The 19,073-nt window shown below is 71.2% G+C and carries 16 protein-coding genes and 3 pseudogenes; 7 read left to right on the top strand and 12 right to left on the bottom strand.

Annotation, left to right across the window (positions count from 1 at the left end; genetic code table 11):
• Window positions 1-224 precede the first annotated feature (224 nt).
• Both AOK09_RS31715 and AOK09_RS31720 read right to left on the bottom strand, forming a co-directional pair.
• Window positions 225-1,073 carry a GNAT family N-acetyltransferase gene (locus AOK09_RS31715; protein WP_055590673.1) on the bottom strand — a complete coding sequence of 283 codons (849 nt, stop codon included), beginning with the start codon at window positions 1,071-1,073 and terminating at the stop codon, window positions 225-227.
• A gap of 116 nt (window positions 1,074-1,189) precedes the next feature.
• Window positions 1,190-3,245, bottom strand: a pseudogene (locus AOK09_RS31720) (thioredoxin domain-containing protein).
• A gap of 722 nt (window positions 3,246-3,967) precedes the next feature.
• Here AOK09_RS31720 and AOK09_RS38485 point away from each other — a divergent pair.
• Both AOK09_RS38485 and AOK09_RS31730 read left to right on the top strand, forming a co-directional pair.
• A pseudogene (locus AOK09_RS38485) lies at window positions 3,968-4,207 on the top strand (hypothetical protein); the annotation flags it as partial.
• Window positions 4,208-4,238: 31 nt separating this feature from the next.
• A complete protein-coding gene (locus AOK09_RS31730) occupies window positions 4,239-4,646 on the top strand; it encodes a type II toxin-antitoxin system VapC family toxin (protein ID WP_055590676.1) in 408 nt (135 codons plus the stop codon).
• Window positions 4,647-4,681: 35 nt separating this feature from the next.
• Here the strand turns inward: AOK09_RS31730 and AOK09_RS38490 are convergent.
• A pseudogene (locus tag AOK09_RS38490) lies at window positions 4,682-4,837 on the bottom strand (DUF255 domain-containing protein); the annotation flags it as partial.
• A 223-nt stretch (window positions 4,838-5,060) separates the two neighbouring features.
• On the opposite strand from AOK09_RS38490, the gene AOK09_RS31735 reads away from it, so the two are divergent.
• A complete protein-coding gene (locus AOK09_RS31735; RefSeq protein WP_217698521.1) occupies window positions 5,061-5,408 on the top strand; it encodes a YciI family protein in 348 nt (115 codons plus the stop codon).
• 67 nt (window positions 5,409-5,475) lie between these two features.
• Complete coding sequence (locus AOK09_RS31740; protein WP_055590691.1) at window positions 5,476-6,804, top strand: RNA polymerase sigma factor; 1,329 nt, start codon at window positions 5,476-5,478, stop codon at window positions 6,802-6,804.
• Window positions 6,805-6,845: 41 nt separating this feature from the next.
• On the opposite strand, the gene AOK09_RS31745 is transcribed toward AOK09_RS31740, so the two are convergent.
• Both AOK09_RS31745 and mca read right to left on the bottom strand, forming a co-directional pair.
• Window positions 6,846-7,073: a hypothetical protein gene (locus AOK09_RS31745; protein WP_055590678.1), complete on the bottom strand. Its 228-nt coding sequence runs from the start codon at window positions 7,071-7,073 to the stop codon at window positions 6,846-6,848.
• A 72-nt stretch (window positions 7,074-7,145) separates the two neighbouring features.
• The gene (gene mca / locus AOK09_RS31750) at window positions 7,146-8,027 is read right to left on the bottom strand and encodes a mycothiol conjugate amidase Mca (protein WP_055590679.1); all 882 of its coding nucleotides are present in this window, start codon (window positions 8,025-8,027) and stop codon (window positions 7,146-7,148) included.
• Between the two features lie 124 nt (window positions 8,028-8,151).
• On the opposite strand from mca, the gene AOK09_RS31755 reads away from it, so the two are divergent.
• On the top strand, window positions 8,152-8,574 hold the full coding sequence (locus tag AOK09_RS31755; RefSeq protein WP_055590680.1) for a DUF4307 domain-containing protein: 423 nt from the start codon (window positions 8,152-8,154) through the stop codon (window positions 8,572-8,574).
• Window positions 8,575-8,816: 242 nt separating this feature from the next.
• Window positions 8,817-9,314: a transcription elongation factor GreA gene (greA, locus tag AOK09_RS31760; protein ID WP_055590681.1), complete on the top strand. Its 498-nt coding sequence runs from the start codon at window positions 8,817-8,819 to the stop codon at window positions 9,312-9,314.
• Between the two features lie 315 nt (window positions 9,315-9,629).
• Here greA and AOK09_RS31770 read toward each other — a convergent pair whose 3' ends face one another.
• The 4 genes from AOK09_RS31770 to ilvA form a co-directional block, all read right to left on the bottom strand.
• Window positions 9,630-11,582 (bottom strand): recombinase family protein, encoded by a 1,953-nt coding sequence (locus AOK09_RS31770; RefSeq protein WP_055590683.1) that lies wholly within the window; start codon window positions 11,580-11,582, stop codon window positions 9,630-9,632.
• 549 nt (window positions 11,583-12,131) lie between these two features.
• A complete protein-coding gene (locus AOK09_RS31775; protein ID WP_055590684.1) occupies window positions 12,132-12,992 on the bottom strand; it encodes an ABC transporter permease in 861 nt (286 codons plus the stop codon).
• Window positions 12,993-13,115: 123 nt separating this feature from the next.
• Window positions 13,116-14,126, bottom strand: a complete 1,011-nt coding sequence (locus AOK09_RS31780; protein WP_055590685.1) for an ATP-binding cassette domain-containing protein — start codon at window positions 14,124-14,126, stop codon at window positions 13,116-13,118.
• Between the two features lie 272 nt (window positions 14,127-14,398).
• Window positions 14,399-15,616, bottom strand: a complete 1,218-nt coding sequence (gene ilvA, locus AOK09_RS31785; RefSeq protein ID WP_055590686.1) for a threonine ammonia-lyase — start codon at window positions 15,614-15,616, stop codon at window positions 14,399-14,401.
• A 183-nt stretch (window positions 15,617-15,799) separates the two neighbouring features.
• On the opposite strand from ilvA, the gene AOK09_RS31790 reads away from it, so the two are divergent.
• The gene (locus tag AOK09_RS31790; RefSeq protein WP_055590687.1) at window positions 15,800-16,297 is read left to right on the top strand and encodes a MarR family winged helix-turn-helix transcriptional regulator; all 498 of its coding nucleotides are present in this window, start codon (window positions 15,800-15,802) and stop codon (window positions 16,295-16,297) included.
• A 29-nt stretch (window positions 16,298-16,326) separates the two neighbouring features.
• On the opposite strand, the gene AOK09_RS31795 is transcribed toward AOK09_RS31790, so the two are convergent.
• From AOK09_RS31795 to AOK09_RS31805, 3 genes are all read right to left on the bottom strand, one after another.
• Window positions 16,327-17,484 (bottom strand): cystathionine gamma-synthase, encoded by a 1,158-nt coding sequence (locus tag AOK09_RS31795; protein ID WP_055590688.1) that lies wholly within the window; start codon window positions 17,482-17,484, stop codon window positions 16,327-16,329.
• A gap of 140 nt (window positions 17,485-17,624) precedes the next feature.
• Window positions 17,625-18,137 (bottom strand): peptide-methionine (S)-S-oxide reductase MsrA, encoded by a 513-nt coding sequence (gene msrA / locus AOK09_RS31800; protein WP_055590689.1) that lies wholly within the window; start codon window positions 18,135-18,137, stop codon window positions 17,625-17,627.
• A gap of 132 nt (window positions 18,138-18,269) precedes the next feature.
• Window positions 18,270-18,878, bottom strand: a complete 609-nt coding sequence (locus AOK09_RS31805; protein ID WP_107101510.1) for a DUF4232 domain-containing protein — start codon at window positions 18,876-18,878, stop codon at window positions 18,270-18,272.
• Window positions 18,879-19,073: the final 195 nt, after the last annotated feature.

Below are 19,073 nucleotides of genomic sequence, written 5' to 3' on the forward strand. Positions count from 1 at the left end.
CCAGCACCAGCAGCGGCCCGCCGACCAGATAGGCCCCCACCACGGCGCCCACCGCACCCGCCGCCGCGGCACTGCCCAGGATCCGCACCGCCATCACGCTCTGCCTCTCCATGACCCTCACGTCACACCGTATCGACCCACGGTGACATGACGGCGGATCAGGGAGGCGAACAGGACCTCAACATTCGGACAATTCGCCATGGAGGCCACCGCAGCGCGCCCCGTCAGTCCGTGAAGTCCAGCAGCACCCGGTCGCTCACCGCCCGATAGCCCAGCCGCTGGTACAGCGCATTGCTGGTCGGGTTGGCCAGATCGGTGAAGAGCAGGACCTCCCCGGCGCCGTCGGCCAGCGCCTGCGCGGTCGCGGCGGCCGTGACCCCTGCCGCGTACCCCCGGCGGCGCCAACGCGGAGGCGTGTAGACGGGGCCGATCCGCACCATGCCCGCCGCCGCACCGGCACCGGCCAGCGCCACCGGTCCGCCCTCGTCCTCCCAGAGGTGGAAGCCACCGGCGGCGATACGGCGCGCGACCGCCTCGGTGAAGTCGCGCATCAGCTCACCGGTCTCACGGGTGAACGCCTCGTACCACTCCACGATCAGCGCCTGGTCCTCCGGCCGCGCCACCCTCGCGGCACCGGCCGGTGCGGGCTGCGGGCCGGTGAGGGCCGCAAGCCGGTAGAGACGCTCCCGCCGGCGGACCGCCGTGCCCCCGCCGACGGCGTCCCGCCACACCCGGGCGAAGGCGGTCGCCGCCTCGACGGCACCGCCGACGCCGCCGAGCGCACCGCCCTCACCCACCAGGACCGCCGCAAGCTCCTCCGCCGCGCGCTGCGGCATCCGGCCGAGGATTACCGGGAACGGCGGCGTCTGCAGATATGCGCCGCCCACCGCCGTACCGTCCCCGGCACACCACCAGCCGTAACGCGGCGGCGACCCGCCGAACGCCCCGGGGCCCTGCCCGCGGATCGCGTCCGACACGGTCAGCAGCACGGTGTTCTCCGCCGCGTGCGCGGCCAGGAAGTCCCCCGCGCAGCGCAGGAAGACATCGACGTCATCGGTGAGGTTCCAGCCCATGGCTCATGGTTCCGCGTCGCGCGGACGCGGCGCCACCAAGTTTCGGCCTTACCCTGCGGTCACCGCACGGCGGTCGCTGCACCACGGTCACTGCACCGGGGATCACTGCACGGCGGTCACTGCACATGGTCACCGAGGGCGGCGGCCAGCCGGGCTGGGTCGCCGGTGGGCGCCTCACAGGTGAAGCGCCGGCAGACATAGGCCGCCGGAGCACCGTCCAGCAGCGGCCGGTCCGCCAGCAGCGGGACCTCGGCGGTACCCGGCTCACCCACCGCGACCACCGCCCCGGGGGCCGTGGTCAGCAGCGCGGTGCGGTGCAGCACCGCGGTGGCCGGGTCGTCGGCCGGACCCACCACGGCGATCTCCCGCGGACCGTCGGCGTACGCCTCGGCGGCGGCCAGGCCCCAGCCGATGAAGCGGGGCGCCCGCCCGGCCAGCGCACCGACCACGCCCAGTGCCCGCTCCGCCGCCGTGCGGTGGCGCTCGGAACCGGTGTAGGCCGCATAGCCCAGCAGGGCGGCCGCGGCAGCGGTCCAGCCGGAGGGGGCGGCGTTGTCCGTGGGGTCCTGGGGGCGGCGGATCAGCTGCTCCGCGTCGTCCGCGGTGTCGAAGAGGGCGCCGCTCTCCGGATCGGTGAAGTGCACCAGCACGGTGTCCAGCAGCCCGCCCGCCAGCTCCAGCCACTCGGCGCCACCGGTGACCGCATAGAGGACCAGGAAGCCCTCGGCCACATCGGCGTAGTCCTCCAGCACTCCGGCGTTGGGCCCGGGACGGCCGTCCCGTGAGGTCCGCAGCAGCCGTCCCTCGGAGGTGAGGTGGACGGCCAGCAGCAGATCGGCGGCCGCGACGGCGGCCGCCAGCAGCTCGGGCTGCTCCAGCAGCGCGCCCGCCTCCGCCAGGGCGGCGACGGCCAGGCCGTTCCAGGCGGCCACCACCTTGTCGTCGCGGGCCGGACGGGGACGGCGGGAGCGGGCGGCCAGCAGACGGGTGCGGACGGACTCGTACCAGCGGAGGTCCTGGGGGTCCTCCGGAAGCTGGAGCACGGACCGGGAGTGCTCAAAGGTGCCCTGCCGGGTCACCCGGAACAGCTCGGCGGCCCGGTGGCCGTCCTCCTCGCCGAGTTCGGCGACCAGCTCCTCGGGCGTCCAGGAGTAGTAGGCGCCCTCGACGGACTCTCCGGTCACGGGGTCGGGGCTGTCCGCGTCCAGCGCGGAGGCGAAGCCGCCCTCGGCGGTGCGCAGCTCCGCCAGCAGGAAACCGGCCGTGTCCAGGGCCACCCGGTGGGCCTGCTGGGAGCCGGTGGCCCGCCACAGGTGCAGATAGGCCCTCAGCAGCAGGGCGTTGTCGTAGAGCATCTTCTCGAAGTGCGGCACGGTCCAGTGGGCGTCCACCGAGTAGCGCGAGAAGCCCCCCGCGAGCTGGTCGTGGATACCCCCGCGCGCCATGGCGTCACAGGTGCGCTCGGCCATCTCCAGGGCCGCGTCGGACCCGGTGCGCGCATGGTGGCGGAGCAGGAACTCCAGCACCATCGACGGCGGGAACTTGGGCGCCCCGCCGAAACCGCCGCGCTTCTCGTCGAACTCCCGGGAGAGCCCCAGCAGGGCCTGGTGCAGATCGTCCTCGGTGGGGGCGGCCGGACGGCCGGCGCCCAGGATCGAGCCGCGCTCCGCCAGATCCGCGGCGATCCGCCCGGCGACCTGGCCGACCTCGCCGCGGCGGTCGCGCCAGGCGGCGGCGACCCCCTCCAGCACCTGCCGGAACGACGGCATGCCGTGACGCGGCTCGGGCGGGAAGTAGGTGCCGAAGTAGAAGGGCTCACCGTCCGGGGTGAGGAAGACCGTCATCGGCCAGCCGCCCTGCCCGGTGGCTGCCTGCACGGCCTCCATGTAGACGGCGTCGACGTCCGGCCGCTCCTCGCGGTCCACCTTCACCGAGACGAAGTGCTCGGAGAGGTACGCGGCTACCGCCTCGTCCTCGAAGGACTCGTGCGCCATCACATGGCACCAGTGACTGGAAGCCTAAGTGGCACGACGAATACCCAACCGAAAGAAGGATGGGAACGTCGCGCCTCTTTGCCTCTTGCATCGCCTCCTCTCCCCACGGCCACCAGTCCACGGGATTGGTGGCATGCTGCCGGAGATAGGGCGACTGCGAGTCAGCCAGCCTGTTCATGTGGCCACTCTTGCACAGCCGGGAGCCCGTTGCAGGCAAGGCTCAGTGCGCGGAGTCGCAAGCGTGCTCCTGGAAGGATGCCAGCGACGTGGTCTTGGGACTGTCGGCTGCGAACGGCTGGTAGCGGACCTGGCCCGGCCGGAGTGCTCCGAGGTCGCCTGGAGTGCACTCCACACGAGTCCCTGACCACCGATTGTCGTGGGTTGCCCCGTAGACGGCGTAGCCCCAGCCTGCCTTCCACGCGGGCAGCGGCCTGGCAAGTCTCCATTCGCGGTCTCCTGCCAGAGGCCAGGCGGCGAAGTCGGTGACGGATCCGTCATGCGACCACGAGATCATGCTCTTGTCGCCCAAGTCGGCCACGTAGAAGACGGCTGAGTCCACATAGCCCTCGCAGACCCGAACGACCACCATTGTCGTACCGGCCGGAGAACGGCAGATGCCGGTGACCGCCCCTTCGGAAACAGTGCACCCCCGCCAGGGACATGCCCAACAGCGCCGCACCACAGCCGAGTACCAACCGCCGGAACGACAACACGTTGCACCCCTTCCGAACCGGAGGGGGCCGGCGGCTGGCTCCGGGCCCCGGAAACCCGCGCAATTCTGCACGCGCACCGGCGCCGTGGCCAGTATGCGAGCAGTCCGACCTGCCGGTTCACCCCACCCGTAGGCGTGCACCCGTACTCACCGCGCCACTGTAATAGTTCTTGTCGTACACTGGCCTCGTGAAGACGACCCGAGCCGGGACGACCGAGAACGTCTCCGTGTCGCTGCCCTCCGAGTTGGTCGGCGCGCTACGCGAACGCGCCGGCCGACGCGGCGTGTCCGCCTACATCACCGAAGCGGTCCGGCACCAGCTCGCCATGGACGGTCTGGCGGAGATCGTCGCCGCCCACGAAGCAGATCACGGCGCCCTCACCGAGCAGGAGATCGAAGCCGCGCACCGAGAGCTGTTCGGGGAGGAGCCGCAGTCTGCGGAGCCGGACAGGACGCGGCGTGAAGGAACCGCCTGTCCGGTCACTGGTCCTCGACTCGCAGGCGCTGTCTCTCCTACTGGGCAATGACCGGCAGATGGTGGCCCGCGTAGAGGCATCCCGCCGGGCCCGCGTACTGGTGCTCGTCTCGGCACTGACCGTCGTCGAGGCCGTCCACGGCAAAACGGATGTCGCCCGGCTGAACTGGGTCCTCTCCCGACTCCAGGTGGAGCCGGTCAGTCAGGACGACTCCATGGCCGCCGTGCGCCTGCTGCTGGACGCCGGCGGCCTCCACGGGCACAAGTACGCAATCGACGCGCTCGTCGCTGCGATGGCCCTGCGGGCCCCAGCCCCCGTCCTCGTGCTGACCTCCGACCGCGACGACTGGTCGAAACTGTGCGGGAGCCGCGTCGGCATCAGGGACGTCTGACGCAGGTCAGGACTCCTGCGTCTGCGAGTTCATTGGCACCAGTGGCAGGCCGCATAGCCGACGCTCAGCAGCACCGGCACACTGCGCCGCCGCGCCTCCTCGAACGCCTCCGGCGACCAGGACCACCAGTCGACCGGGTTGTCGGCGTGCTGAAGCAGGTAGGGCGAGGTTGCGCTACCGAGTCGGTTCACCCGGCCGGCTTCTCCCGCTGCGGCCACCGATTCGGGTTGATCACCGCCCGCCCGAAGCGGGGAAAAGTTTCTTCGCCCCGGGTGTCGATCCGGCCGCACCCCGATCGACGCGTAGGCAGGGGACGGAGAGAAGTCCCCGGCGGAACCCCGCGGCGAAGCCGCCGCGGGTCCCGTGCAGTACCGCTGCAGAACCCGTTGCGAGAGGAACACCACCGTGCGCTTCATGATGCTGCTCAAGCTGGACCCGGCCAAGGCACCCCAGAACGGCCCCAGCCAGGAGCTGATGGAGGAGATGGGCAAGCTGATCGAGGAGATGACCAGGGCGGGCGTGCTGCTGGACACCGGCGGCCTGCGCCCGCTGGAGGAGGGCACCCGCATCCGGCTCTCCGGCGGCAAGCTGACCGTGCTCGACGGCCCGTTCGCCGAGGCCAAGGAGGTCATCGGCGGCTACGCCCTGATCCAGGCGAAGTCCCGGGAGGAGGCGGTCGAGTGGGCCTCGCGCTTCCTGGCCATCCACGGCGACGAGTGGGAGATGGAGTCGGAGATCCGCCAGGTGGAGGACGCCGGGTAACCCGGGCGCAGGAGCCTGCGTGACCGCCGCCGTCCGGGGCGCCCGCCTGGCGCTGGCGCCCCACGGCATGCTGGGATGTGTGGACGTGACCCCCAGCGACGAACGGACCCGGCGCACCGTCGAGGCGGTCTGGCGGATCGAGTCCCCGCGGCTGGTCGCCGGGCTCACCCGGGTCGTCCACGACCTCGGCACCGCCGAGGAGCTGGCCCAGGACGCCCTGGTCGCGGCGCTGGAACAGTGGCCCGAGTCGGGCGTACCGCGCAACCCCGGAGCCTGGCTGATGGCCACGGCCAAGCACCGGGCCGTGGACCTGCTGCGCCGCAACGAGCGCTACGCCCGCAAGCTCCGGCTGCTCGGCCATGAGCTGGAGACCGAGCAGCGACAGCAGGGCGCCGGGCCGCCGGAGGGCGCCGCGCTGCACGAGGACATCGAGGACGACCTGCTGCGGCTGGTCTTCACGGCCTGCCACCCCGTGCTGTCCCGGGAGGCGCGGGTGGCCCTCACACTGCGGCTGCTGGGCGGTCTGACCACCGAGGAGATCGCCAGGGCGTTCCTGGTCGCCGAGTCCACGGTCGCGCAGCGCATCGTCCGCGCCAAGCGCACCCTCGCCCGGGAGCGCGTCCCCTTCGAGGTGCCGCAGGGCCATGAGCTCGCCGAACGGCTGGCGTCCGTGCTGGAGGTCGTCTACCTGGTCTTCAACGAGGGCTACTCGGCGACCGCCGGCGACGACTGGCTGCGCCCGGCGCTCTGCGAGGACGCGCTGCGGCTGGGGCGGGTGCTGGCCGGGCTGATGCCCCGGGAACCCGAGGTGCACGGGCTGATCGCGCTGCTGGAGATCCAGGCGTCGCGCTCGGCGGCCCGGGTCGACCGCTCGGGGTCGCCCGTCCTGCTGCCGGACCAGGACCGGTCACGCTGGGACCAGCTGCTGATCCGCCGCGGTTTCGCCGCCCTGGCCCGCGCGGAGGAACTCGGCCGCTCCCGCGGCGAGCCGCCGGGCGGCTATGCGCTGCAGGCCGCCATCGCGGCCTGCCATGCGCGCGCACTGACCGCCGAGGAGACCGACTGGGCGAGGATCGCCGAGCTGTACGGCGCGCTGGCGGCCCGCACACCGTCACCCGTGGTCGAGCTCAACCGGGCGGTCGCCGTGGGGATGGCCGAGGGGCCCGCCGCCGGGCTCGCCGTCGTGGACGCCCTGACCGCCACCGGCGCGCTCCAGGGCTACCACCTGCTGCCGAGCGTGCGCGGTGACCTGCTCTCCAGGCTGGACCGGTACGACGAGGCCCGGCGCGAGTTCGAGCGCGCCGCCGGGCTCACCCGTAACGGCGCCGAACGCGCCCTGCTGCTGGGACGCGCCGCCGGGTGCGCGGACGCGGCGGTCACCGCGCCCCGGCGCTGAGCCCCGCCCCGCCCCCCACCCGCAGGCAGGCGATACGCAGGTCAGGCGGTGCGGGAGTCCTCCGGGCGGCGGCCCGCGGCGGACGGGGAGGCGTCCTGCTCGGGCTCCTCCACGAAGTCCACCTTCTTGAACTGCTTGTTCATGCTCTTCAGCAGGAACCAGGTGGCGGCGCCGAGGACGGCGAAGACGATGAAGCCCAGCAGGCCCGGGGTCACCTTGTCGGGGTTGACCGCCAGGGTGACGTGGGCGAGGGCGGCGGGGTCGCTCATGGGGGTGCTCACCTCTCCATAGTGGCCCGGTCGCGGGGCGACCGGGCCACCGGGGTGCGAAATTCACACGGCTCAGACCGTGACGTCGGCCGTGATGCCCGCGAACAGGTCGTCCTCCGGGAGGGAGGTGTCGACCAGGGAGCGGGCCAACTCGTAGTCCTCGGTGGGCCAGACCTCGCGCTGGACCTCCAGAGGCACACGGAACCAGGGGCCCTCCGGGTCGATCTGGGTGGCGTGGGCGATCAGGGCGCGGTCGCGGACCTCGAAGAAGTCCGCGCACTCCACCCGGGTGGTGATCTCCCGCTCCTGGCGGCCGCTCTTCTCCCATCCCTCGATCCACTCGCCGTACGGGGAGTCGTGCCCGTGCTCGGTGAGGTAGGCGTGCAGCGCCCGGATCCGGCCCATCGGGAAACCGTGGTTGTAGTAGACCTTCAACGGCTGCCAGGGCTCGCCGGTGCCCGGGTAGGCGTCCGGGTCGCCGGCCGCCTCGAAGGCCGCCATGGTGATCTTGTGCGTCATGATGTGGTCGGGGTGCGGATAGCCGCCGTTCTCGTCATATGTGGTGATCACATGGGGACGGAACTCGCGGATGAGCCGCACCAGCGGCTCCGCGGCCTGCTCCACTTCCTGCAGGGCGAAGCAGCCACCGGGCAGCGGCGGCAGAGGGTCGCCCTCGGGGAGGCCCGAGTCGACGAAGCCCAGCCAGGCCTGCCGCACACCCAGGATCTCGCGCGCCGCGTCCATCTCCTTGCGGCGGACCTCGTGAATGTTCTCCTCCACCCAGGGGTTCCCCTGGAGCTTGGGGTTGAGGATGGACCCGCGCTCTCCCCCCGTACAGGTAGCCACCAGCACGTCCACACCCCGGTCGACGTACATGGCCATGGTGGCGGCGCCCTTGCTGGACTCGTCGTCCGGGTGGGCGTGTACCGCCATCAGTCGCAACTGCTCAGTCAACGCCTGTTTCCTTCCGCATCCATCCCGTACCGCCCCGCCGCATCCGGCCGGGGTCGGCCACTTCTATAGTGACGGACTGGAGGGCCGGTACATTCCGCGGCCTTGCCGAGGAAGGATGATTCGGATGAGCACCACAGCGCCCGGGCTGCCCGAGGGCCGGTACGGCGGGGGTGGCCGCTTCGGCGGCGACGACCGCAGGGCCGACCGGCGGCTGCGGGTGGCCGCCGTGGTCTGCGGAGTGCTCTTCCTGGGCCTGATCGCCTGGCTGGGCGCCTCCTACCTGCTGCGGGAGACCAAGCTCCACGGCGAGGTGCCGACCTTCAGGGTGGTCTCCGGCACAGCGGTCACGGCCCATCTGTCGGTACGCAAGCAGAGCGGGGTGAGCGGGGTGTGCACCCTGCGCAGCGAGTCCCCGGACCACACGGTGGTGGGTCAGCTCGATGTTGCCGTCCCCGCTGCAGGCAGTACCTTCGATAAGGACGTGACCATCCGCACCACCGCGCCCGGCACCACCGCCGAGTTGCTGGGCTGCGTGGCCCACGGGTAGTGGGTGGCGCGGGGGGCGCGCGACATTCCGCGAGCGCGGAGCGTTCCGATTGTCACACCTGTCAGGCATATTCGGCGGTGGGATCGGGCATGCGCACCGCAGCCGGCGGGTAGCAGTGCGCAGTCAGCCACTCCCCTCACCCCCGAGGAATTGTTACGCTCGTGGTTTCGCCCCTTCCGAGCCGGACGGCACGGGAGCGGGCGTTGCTTTGTAGTACAGCCGAGTACCGACGAGGAGCACCTGTGACCCAGACCAGCGAAAACGTCACCTGGCTCACCCAGGCGGCGTATGACCAGCTCAAGACCGAGCTGGACTATCTGTCGGGTCCCGCACGCGTGGAGATCGCCAAGAAGATCGAGGCAGCCCGTGAAGAGGGTGACCTGCGCGAGAACGGCGGGTACCACGCGGCCAAGGAGGAGCAGGGCAAGCAGGAGCTGCGCATCCGCCAGCTGACCCAGCTCCTCGAGAAGGCCAAGGTCGGCGAGGCTCCGTCGGACTCCGGCGTGGTCGCCCCCGGCATGGTCGTCACCGTGGCCTTCGACGGCGACCCCGATGACACCATGACGTTCCTGCTCGGCTCGCGCGAGGTGGCCGGGGACGACCTGGACATCTACTCTCCGCAGTCGCCGCTCGGCACCGCGATCAACGGCAAGAAGGTCGGCGAGAACGCCACCTACGAGCTGCCCAACGGCAAGAAGGCCACCGTGAAGATCATGGAGGCCAAGCCCTACACCGGCTGAGCCACCGCCACCGCGCACGGCGAGGGCGGCCGCACCCTACGGTGCGGCCGCCTCGCCGTCGTACTGCCAGGCCGATCCGCGACGGCCGGCGGACGACTGTCGGCGATGCGGCCGACCAGCACCGCGACCGGACCCCGCCATGGGCAGCCGGCAGAACCGGTCCACCAGGCCCTTGGTCATGCCCGCCGAGGCTCCGGCCACCGCGAAGCCGGCCGTCAGAAACTCCCGTTGGGCGTTCCCGCCCGCCGAGCCCGGGACCTTGATCGCCCCGCCCATCACACAGACCAGAGTGCAGCCCGAACATCACGGGCTGCATCAGGCCGAAGACCATGTGCGCTCCCCCGACTCCTCCTGTTCGACGGACGCGCACTTCGGGTCGATCGCTCCCGTGACCAGCATCGGAGGCAGGAGGAACGGGTCAGGCACGGGAGTGCCCTCGTAGGCCCCGAGGGCGTCCAATGCTGCTTCCCATGACCCGTCGGCGTGCCATGCCCTCGCGCGCCGGTACACGCCGTTCCAAGCGCCCGTGGGCGCCAGAACCTCGTTCCAGCGTTCCGCTGTCCTGAGCTTGTGCAGGATCGCCGCAAACACCTCTCTCGCCCCGTCCACGTTCTGACGGGACGGCTTCAGGATCGCCGCGACCCGATCCCATTGCTCATCGTCGATCGCGGCCGGGACCAGACGGCCGGTGCTCCGGTGCCACTCGGTGAGCGGATCGGCAATGCCCTTGCGCCGCGCCTCGCCCTGGCCGATGACCTGCACACGCACGTCCAGGAGCGACAAGAGATCGCCCTTCTGCTCGGAGTCGAAGCCTTCAAGCGTCGGGGCTGCTCCCTCGACCTTGGCCAGGATGGCTTTCGCACGCGCCACGTGGTCCCGGGCCTCAGCCCGCCAGTCCGCGACACGTTCGCGCTCTTCCCGGAGAGCCTTGATTCGTTCCTGGCTCTTCTCCCAAAGGGCCGCCATCACCTCGGCCAGCGTCTCCAGGTCGACATCCCGGTCGTCGTCGTCCGAGACCTGCGCCAGCAGTTCGAGAAGCCGCTCCTTCTTGTTGCCCGTCTGCTTGTCCAACTCGGCGTCGATCTGCGCAAGACGGCGCTCGTAGGATGCGATCCGCCCGGGAACGGCTCCCATCTCCGCCTCGATCAGCCCGCGAAACCTGGTGGTGTCCGTGAGCAGCTTCTCAACCTCGCGCCAGACCGCGTGCTCCGTCTCCAGGGCCGGAAGCTCGGAGCAGGTGCAGAAAAGGCCAAGGCGCTTGCCCATGCACCGGTATGCGGCGTCGCGATCCGGAGCCTTCCCCCCGGTGTAGTGACCGCCACAGAAGGCGGTGAAGCGACCGGTGAGCAGGTACGCACGTTGGTTCTTCTTGGTGAACGTGCGGGCCGCCATGGCCGTCCGAAGCGCTGCCACACGCTCCTCCGCGAGCGGCCGAGGCACAGGGATGCGGAACACCTCGAAGGTGTCGTCCTCCTCGTCGTCTTCCCCTGGCCGCATGATCTTGAACTCGGCGTACCCGTCGAGCGCAGTCGTCCTGAGGCGGCCTGCGAGGTTGTCGCCGGTCCACGGCTTGCCGTTGCGGGTCTTGTAGCCGAGGAGATTCAGCTTCTCCGCCGCCTCGTGCCTGTTCAGGCCCTCCTCTGCGATGAACCGGCACGTCAGGTCCAGCACTTCGCACTCGTAGGCGGAGAGCACAGGCACCGCATTCTTGCCCGTGCCTTCGAGTACGACACCGTAAGGCGGCTGCCCGAGAGGCCAACCACCAGCAGCGATCTTCTGTTCGCGTCCCGCCGCCGTCCGCTCAAGGATCAGGGTGTGCTCAAGCTGAGCCACGTGGGCGAGAACCGAGAGGGTGATCTCAAACATCTCGTCCTGGCTGTCGATGCGCCCGTCCGCGGTGGCGATGCGCACGCCCAGCTCAGTGGTGTCGTAGGCCCATCTGTGGATGTCCTTCACAGTTCGCCCGACGCGGTCGAGCTTGCCGACCACGACGAGGTCAGCACCTTTCCCGGCGATCAGGGCATTCATGCGGTCGAAGTCCGGTCGAGACGCGAGCTTCCCGGATACACCGTCGTCGGAGAAGACCCGGATGATCGTGTAGCTGCCCTTGCCGAGCCTGTAATCCAGCCAGGCACGGCACTGGGCTTCCTGGACCCGGAGGCCATAGCCGACAACCTGTTGCATCGTGGACACACGCAGGTAGACCACTACCCGGATCAGCTTGCGCTGCTTTGAGGCGCGCGAGCACGTAAGCGTACGCTCACCCATGTCAGTCCCTCCAGACTGGCCAGACCCCGGAGCGTTGGCGCGCTGCCGGGGTCACCATGTGTGGAGCGATGTTAGCCACGGTCACGGTGACCACTGACAATCAGTCAGATTCAGGACTTTTTCCCGCCTGATGACGTCGCCGAACAGCTGTTGAGCGAGCCGACATTGCTTCTGTGCCGATCAAAAACGAGCACGCCACCTCATGTCGATCCTCGCGCCCGTCCCCGGCTTTTCCCCCCTCCGGGTTTCACCATTGCCGCTCGAAGCGCCGTCCCCTGGTTGATGGATTACTGCGGCCCTATTCGTGGACTTTGATAGCCGCTTCGGCCTCGGCCGCCGTCCGGAACGAGGAACCCGAACTCCTTCGTACCGCAGGCGTGGGGCTGTGCCAGCCGGCTTGGCAGGCGACGAGACATCGGCCAAGCGCTCAACCACGGGCACCGGGCGCTCGACCTGGCCAGGCGACCAGGCTCCGGAGGAACGACGAAGACCCCGCGGGGAGGCGGGGTCTTCGACCTTCTGACGTGGTTGGAGGCGGTCCTCGCCTGCTCAGCCGTTGGCGCGACGGTACTTGCGTACAGACAGCGTCCTGAACAGAGCGATGATCAGGATGGACCAGCCGGCGGAGACCCACACCGCGTGCTGCATCGGCCACGCCGTCTGCACCATGCCCGCAGGCACGTTGCCGAAGAGGTGGCGGACTGCCTGCACGGTGGCGCTGAAGGGGTTCCAGTAGGCGACCGGCTGCAGCCAGCCCGGCATGGTGGAGACCGGAACGAAGGCGTTGGAGATGAACGTCAGCGGGAACAGCCACACCAGGCCCGCCGAAGTCGCAGCCTCCGGGCTGCGGACGGACAGGCCGATCAGCGCGCCGATCCACGAGAAGGCGTAGCCCAGGAGGAGGAGCAGCAGGAAGCCACAGATGACCTCCCAGAAGGCCGTGTGGGTACGCCAGCCGATCAGTACCGCGACGACAGCCAGGACGACAATGATCAGGGTGGTCTGCACCAGGTCTGCGAGCGTCCGGCCGGTGAGGACCGCGCCACGGGCCATCGGCAGCGAGCGGAACCGGTCCACCAGGCCCTTGGTCATGTCCTCCGCGATGCCGGCCGAGGCCCCGGCCACGGCGAAGGTGACGGTCTGCGCGAAGATGCCGGGGATCAGGTACTGCCTGTACGCGTGGGGGTCGGCTGTCGCGCCGGGGACGGTGATCGCACCGCCCATGACGTATGTGAAGAGCAGCACGAACATGACCGGCTGGATAAGGCCGAAGACCAAGACCTCAGGAATCCGGGTCATTCGCCGCACATTGCGGCGAGCCACGACCCAGGAGTCACGCGCCGCCTGCAAGAGGCCCGTCCGCTGCCCCGGGGCTACCGTGCCGATCGCGCCCGCTGTGGTGGAAGTCATCACGCCACACCCCTCTCAACCCAGGCCACTGCGCTGATCTGGGCATTTGCTGAACCGAAACCTGGCCAACGCGAGCGAACACGATCGGCCACGACGATCGCCGTCGGGGTGGTCGCCGCCATGTCATGCGTCCTTTCCGGTGGTGACGGTCCGGTCCTCGGCCGCCTCCGCGTCCTCCGCCGTCTCCGTCCCCTGCTCGGCCGCATGGCCGGTGAGGGAGAGGAAGACGTCGTCGAGGGTGGGGCGGCGCAGGCCGATGTCGTCGATGAGGATGTCCCTGCCGTCCAGCTCGCGGATCACATCCGCCAGCACCCGGGCGCCGCCGCTGACCGGGACGGTGATCCTGCGGGTGTGCTTCTCGATGGTGGGCTCGCCCTTGGCGTACGGGGTGAGCGCCTCCACGGCGGTGCCGATGAGGTCGCGGTCGTGGACCACGATCTCCACCCGCTCGCCGCCGATCTGCGCCTTGAGCTCGTCCGCGGAGCCGCGGGCGATGACCCGGCCGTGGTCGACCACGGCGATGTCGTGCGCCAGCCGGTCGGCCTCCTCGAGGTACTGCGTGGTGAGCAGCAGGGTGGTGCCCTGCTCGACCAGGGTCTCGATGACCTCCCAGAGGGCCATCCGGTTGCGCGGGTCGAGGCCGGTGGTGGGCTCGTCCAGGAACATCACCGGGGGGCGGACCACCAGGGCGGCGGCCAGGTCGAGCCGGCGGCGCATACCGCCGGAGTAGGTCTTGGCCGGGCGGTCGGCGGCCTCGGAGAGGTTGAACCACTCCAGCAGTTCCAGGGCCCGCGCCTTGGCGTCCCTGGACCTCATCTGGTAGAGCTCGCCGACCATCTGCAGGTTCTCGCGGCCGGTGAGGTACTCGTCCACGGCCGCGTACTGGCCGGAGAGCCCGATCAGGCTGCGGACCTTGTTGGGCTCCTTGAGGACGTCCACCCCCGCGACGACGGCGCGGCCGGCGTCGGGGCGCAGCAGGGTGGTGAGCACCCGCACGGTGGTGGTCTTCCCCGCCCCGTTGGGACCGAGCAGGCCGAGGACCGTGCCCTCGGGTACCTCCAGGTCGACCCCGTCGAGGGCTCGTACGTCGCCGAAGGTCTTCACCAGTCCTTCGGCGGTGATGGCTGGCGCCATGTCGGTCTCTCTTCTCCGTGTGGTCCCCCGGGCGCGCGCATCGGCGCATGGCCACGCGGGGCGGGCAAAGGCGATACATCGCGACAATGACAGACGCGATGTATCGCGTCAAGGCCGGATCCTCGGTCATGAGTCGGCCGTACACCGCCCTGTCAACGATGCACCCGGCCAGCATGCCGGGTACCACTGACAACCGCCCCCGATTTACCCTCACCCGTCCTCGGCCGGGTACCGCGCCCCAGCCGGGTCGCGCGCCGAGCCGCCCCGGCGGCTCAGCCCTGCCGCAGCACGGTGTAGCCCGCCTCCCGCAGCTCCGACACCACCGCCGCGCAGTGGTCCGGCCCCTTGGTCTCCAGGTGCAGATCGACCTCGGCGTCCGCCACCCCCAGTCCGGGGGCGGTACGCACATGTGCCACGTCCAGCACATTGGCGTCCACCCGGAAGCAGACCGCAAGCAGCGCCGCCAGCGCACCCGGCCGGTCCCTCAGCAGCAGCCGCAGGGAGAGATAGCGCCCGGCCGCCACCATGCCGTGCCTGAGCACCCGCTGCATCAGCAGCGGATCCACATTGCCGCCGGAGAGCACCGCCACCACCGGGCCCTCGATCGCCCCCGGATCCTGCAGCAGCGCGGCCACCGGGCTCGCGCCGGCCGGCTCCACCACCAGCTTCATCCGCTCCAGGCAGAGCAGCAGGGCCCGGGACAGCGACTCCTCGCTGACCGTACGGACCCCGTCCGCCAGCGCGTTGATCACGGCGAAGGGCACATCGCCGGGCCGCCCGACCATGATCCCGTCAGCCATGGTGGAGTACGCCTCCAGCCCCACCGGCCGGCCGGCCGCCAGCGACGGCGGATAGGCGGCGGCGCCCGTCGCCTGCACCCCCACCACCCGGACGTCCGGGCGCAGCGGCTTCACCGCGGCGGCGATCCCGGCGAGCAGCCCGCCGCCGCCCACCCCGGCCACGATGGTGCGCACCTCGGGGCACTGTTCGAGGATCTCCAGACCCACCGTGCCCTGGCCGGTCACCACGTCGGGGTGGTCGAACGGGTGGATGAAGACCGCGCCGGTGGTCTCCGCGAAGTCCCGGGCCGCCACCAGCGCCTCGTCCACGTTCAGCCCGTGCAGCCGCACCTCGGCCCCGTACTCCCGGGTTGCCGCCACCTTGGGCAGCGGCGCGGCGAGCGGCATGAAGACGGTGGAGCGCACCCCCAGCAGCGAGGCGGCCAGTGCCACCCCCTGCGCGTGGTTGCCCGCGCTGGCCGCCACCACCCCCGCGGCCCGCTCCACCGGGGAGAGCCCCGCGATCCGCACATACGCCCCGCGCAGCTTGAAGGAACCGGTGCGCTGCAGGTTCTCGCACTTGAGATGGACCGGGGAACCGACCAGCGCGGAGAGGTGTCGGCTGCCCTCCATGGGGGTCACCCTGGCGACCCCGGAGAGCATCTTGTGGGCACCGCGTACGTCGTCGACGGTGATCGGCCAGCTCTGCATGATCCCAGCCTAGGACGCGTCCCCCGGCCGCCCCCGCGTACACCGCGCGGCGCGGAGGGGCGAAAGTCCGCGCGGTCCGGGGCGTTACATGCGACCGCCGGACACGCGTACCCTCAAAGTCGCCCGGCCCCCAGGGCCCGGCGCACCAGTACCGATGCACACCGCTGAACACCGCGAGCCGCCATGACCACGGACCACAACCTCCACGACCGCCTCCAGTACCAGGTGGCGATCTTCGCCCGCCGGGTCGAGCAGGTACGCATCGGCGGCGTCGGCTCCCAGCGCAACTCCATGGACCGGGCCGCGTTCCTGCTGCTCAACCGGCTCGGCTGGCAGGGCCCGACCGGCGTCAAGGCGCTCGCCGACGCCCTCGGCATCGACTCCTCGACCGTCACCCGGCAGGTGGCGCCGCTGGTCGACGGGGGCCTGGTCGAACGGGTGCAGAACCCGGACGACAAGCGCGCCGTCTTCCTGGACCTGTCACCACTGGGCCGGCAGCGCCTGGAGGAGGTGCGCAGCAGCCGCCAGGAGCTGGTCCGGCTGCTGGTGGCCGACTGGCCGCAGGAGGACCAGGAGACGTTCTGCGAACTGCTGGCCCGCTTCAACCTCTCCATGGAGTCCTTCGCCACCGGCGGCCGCAGCGGCACCACGGACGAGCAGGAGGCGGTCCCCAGCCGCTGACCGGCTGGGAGCCGCCTCCTGAGTGTCCGTCAGCCGAGCGCCCGGGTCAGGTCCGCCAGCAGGTCGTCCACCGACTCGATGCCGACCGACAGCCGCACCAGGTCGGCCGGCACCTCCAGCGCCGAACCTGCGGCCGAGGCGTGCGTCATCCGCCCCGGGTGCTCGATCAGCGACTCCACACCGCCCAGCGACTCACCCAGGGTGAACAGCTGGGCCCGGTCGCAGACGTCCACGGCCGCCTGCTCGCCGCCCGCGACCCGGAACGACACCATGCCGCCGAAGGCCTTCATCTGCTTGGCCGCCACCTCGTGTCCCGGGTGCTCCGGCAGGCCCGGGTAGAGCACCTGCACCACCTTGGGGTGGCCGGTGAGCAGCTCGGCGACCCGGGTCGCGTTCTCGCAGTGGCGGTCCATCCGCACCCCGAGGGTCTTGATGCCGCGCAGCACCAGCCAGGAGTCGAACGGTCCGGCCACCCCGCCCATGGCGTTCTGGTGGTACGCCAGCTCCTCACCCAGGGCGGCGTCCGCCGACACCAGGGCGCCGCCGACCACGTCCGAGTGGCCGCCCATGTACTTGGTGGTCGAGTGCACCACCACGTCCGCGCCCAGTGCCAGCGGCTGCTGGAGATACGGGCTGGCGAAGGTGTTGTCGACCACCAGCAGCGCCCCGGCGTCGCGGGAGATCTGCGCCAGCGCGGAGATGTCCGCGATGCCCAGCAGGGGGTTGCTGGGCGTCTCCACCCAGACCACCTTGGTGGTGGTGCGGATGCCCGCCCGTACCGACTCCGGCTCGTGCATGTTGGCCACCGACCACTCGACGCCCCAGCGCTGGAGCACCTTGGAGAAGAGCCGGAAGGTGCCGCCGTAGGCGTCGTTGGGGATCAGGATGTGGTCGCCGGGCTTCAGCACCGTGCGGAGCAGGCAGTCCTCGGCGGCCAGGCCGGAGGCGAACGCCAGCCCCCGCCGGCCGCCCTCCAGCGCGGCGAGGTTCTCCTCCAGCGCGGTACGCGTCGGGTTGGCGGAGCGGCTGTACTCGTAGCCGCCGCGCAGCCCCCCGACGCCGTCCTGCTTGTAGGTGGAGACCTGGTAGATGGGCGGGACCACCGCCCCCGTCTGAGGGTCGGCCTCCTGGCCCGCGTGGATGGCAAGGGTCTCGAAGGCGTACTGCTGCCCGTGCTGGTCGCTCATGGTGTCCGAGCGTAGCCCGCCGGGGCTTCGCGGCGCGGGGACGCACGGGCACCCCCGCGGGCCGCGCCGCACTCCCCGGGCCCGGCACCGGACGGCTCCCCCGCCGGGGTCCCCGCCCGCCGCCGGGCGGCCGGGTGCGGTCAGCCCTCCGTACGGGCGGGCAGCCGCCATCCCGGGCGCGGGAAGTGGCAGGTGTAGCCGTCGGGGTAGCGCTCCAGGTAGTCCTGGTGCTCGGGCTCGGCCTCCCAGAAGGGGCCGACCGGCTCGACCTCGGTGACGACCTTGCCCGGCCACAGACCGGAGGCGTCCACGTCGGCGATGGTGTCCTCGGCGATCCGCTTCTGCTCGTCGTCCACGTAGTAGATCGCCGAGCGGTAGCTGAGGCCGATGTCGTTCCCCTGGCGGTTCCTGGTGCTCGGGTCATGGATCTGGAAGAAGAACTCCAGGAGCGAGCGGAAGCTGGTCTGCTCGGGGTCGAAGAGGATCTCGATGGCCTCCGCGTGGGTGCCGTGGTTGCGGTACGTCGCGTTCGGCACATCACCGCCGGTGTACCCGACCCGGGTGGCCGTCACCCCGGGGAGCCGGCGGATCAGGTCCTGCATCCCCCAGAAGCATCCGCCCGCCAGCACGGCCCTCTGCGTCTGCGCAGCCATTGCGGCCCCTCCAACTGTCACTTCGGTCACTCGGGCTGCCGGGCTCGCACACCGCCGGCTCCCCTGTCTCCCTGTGCAACGCGCGAACGTTTCGGGCGATTCCGGGGGCGGCCGGGCGGGACGGTGCGGTGGTCAGGGGCGGGTCGCGAGGAAGGCGGTGGTACGGACCGTGTCGTCGCACTCCGCGAAGTTGCCGCCGCCCTCCATGCCCAGCTGGAGCCCGCCGCCGGCGACTCCCAGCACGATCGACGGGGCGGCCTGCGGGGTGGCTCCGGAGGGGCAGTAGCCGTCCGCCTCGCCCAGGACCTGCCGGAAGGTGAGCCGTACCCAGGCCCGGCCGCCGACCTTGAGCAGCACCGGTCGTGCGACGCCCTCGGTGGTGACCTTCAGCGGCCGGTTGCGCTCGGGCGACCCCTCGCCGGCCAGGGCCACGGTGGGGAAGCCCTGCAGCACACAGGGCCGGGGTCCGTCGTTGACCAGGGGTACCCGTACCGCCCAGCTCCCCGCCGGCGCCCCGGACGGCAGCTGCTGGGCTGCGGAGGCGACCAGCTGGGTGTGGCTGCACCCGGCACTCGCGGCGCCCGGGGCGACGGGGGTGGACGAGGCCGCCTCCCGGGACACCCGCTGCGGGGAGTCCCCGCTCTCCGGCGCGGCCGCGCCGCCGCAGCCCGCCAGCAGGATGCCCGCCGCCGAGAGCAGCACCGCCGGTCCGGCGGCCCTGCCCGTCCCTGAACACCTCATGGCCCGTCCTCCGGAATGACGCCCGCGCCGCCCCCTGCGGTACGCACGGCACCGGCTCCCGGCGGCGGGACGGCGAGCACACCGGCGGCCGCGCCGGTCCCGCACCGGTCGGTGACGGCAGGGCCACTCACCACAGTGCACCGGGGCGGGTGCGGCCGCCTGCCCGCTGGGCCGTCCGTGGGAGGGCTTCGGGGG

Source organism: Peterkaempfera griseoplana (assembly GCF_001418575.1).
Lineage (GTDB): Bacteria > Actinomycetota > Actinomycetes > Streptomycetales > Streptomycetaceae > Peterkaempfera > Peterkaempfera griseoplana.

Coding starts and splice junctions, on each gene's coding strand:
- AOK09_RS31715 (WP_055590673.1), bottom strand. CDS start 1,073: ATGGGCTGGAACCTCACCGATGACGTCGATGTCTTCCTGCGCTGCGCG.
- AOK09_RS31735 (WP_217698521.1), top strand. CDS start 5,061: ATGATGCTGCTCAAGCTGGACCCGGCCAAGGCACCCCAGAACGGCCCC.
- AOK09_RS31740 (WP_055590691.1), top strand. CDS start 5,476: ATGCTGGGATGTGTGGACGTGACCCCCAGCGACGAACGGACCCGGCGC.
- AOK09_RS31745 (WP_055590678.1), bottom strand. CDS start 7,073: ATGAGCGACCCCGCCGCCCTCGCCCACGTCACCCTGGCGGTCAACCCC.
- AOK09_RS31755 (WP_055590680.1), top strand. CDS start 8,152: ATGAGCACCACAGCGCCCGGGCTGCCCGAGGGCCGGTACGGCGGGGGT.
- AOK09_RS31770 (WP_055590683.1), bottom strand. CDS start 11,582: ATGGGTGAGCGTACGCTTACGTGCTCGCGCGCCTCAAAGCAGCGCAAG.
- AOK09_RS31775 (WP_055590684.1), bottom strand. CDS start 12,992: ATGACTTCCACCACAGCGGGCGCGATCGGCACGGTAGCCCCGGGGCAG.
- AOK09_RS31780 (WP_055590685.1), bottom strand. CDS start 14,126: ATGGCGCCAGCCATCACCGCCGAAGGACTGGTGAAGACCTTCGGCGAC.
- ilvA (WP_055590686.1), bottom strand. CDS start 15,616: ATGCAGAGCTGGCCGATCACCGTCGACGACGTACGCGGTGCCCACAAG.
- AOK09_RS31790 (WP_055590687.1), top strand. CDS start 15,800: ATGACCACGGACCACAACCTCCACGACCGCCTCCAGTACCAGGTGGCG.
- AOK09_RS31795 (WP_055590688.1), bottom strand. CDS start 17,484: ATGAGCGACCAGCACGGGCAGCAGTACGCCTTCGAGACCCTTGCCATC.
- msrA (WP_055590689.1), bottom strand. CDS start 18,137: ATGGCTGCGCAGACGCAGAGGGCCGTGCTGGCGGGCGGATGCTTCTGG.
- AOK09_RS31805 (WP_107101510.1), bottom strand. CDS start 18,878: ATGAGGTGTTCAGGGACGGGCAGGGCCGCCGGACCGGCGGTGCTGCTC.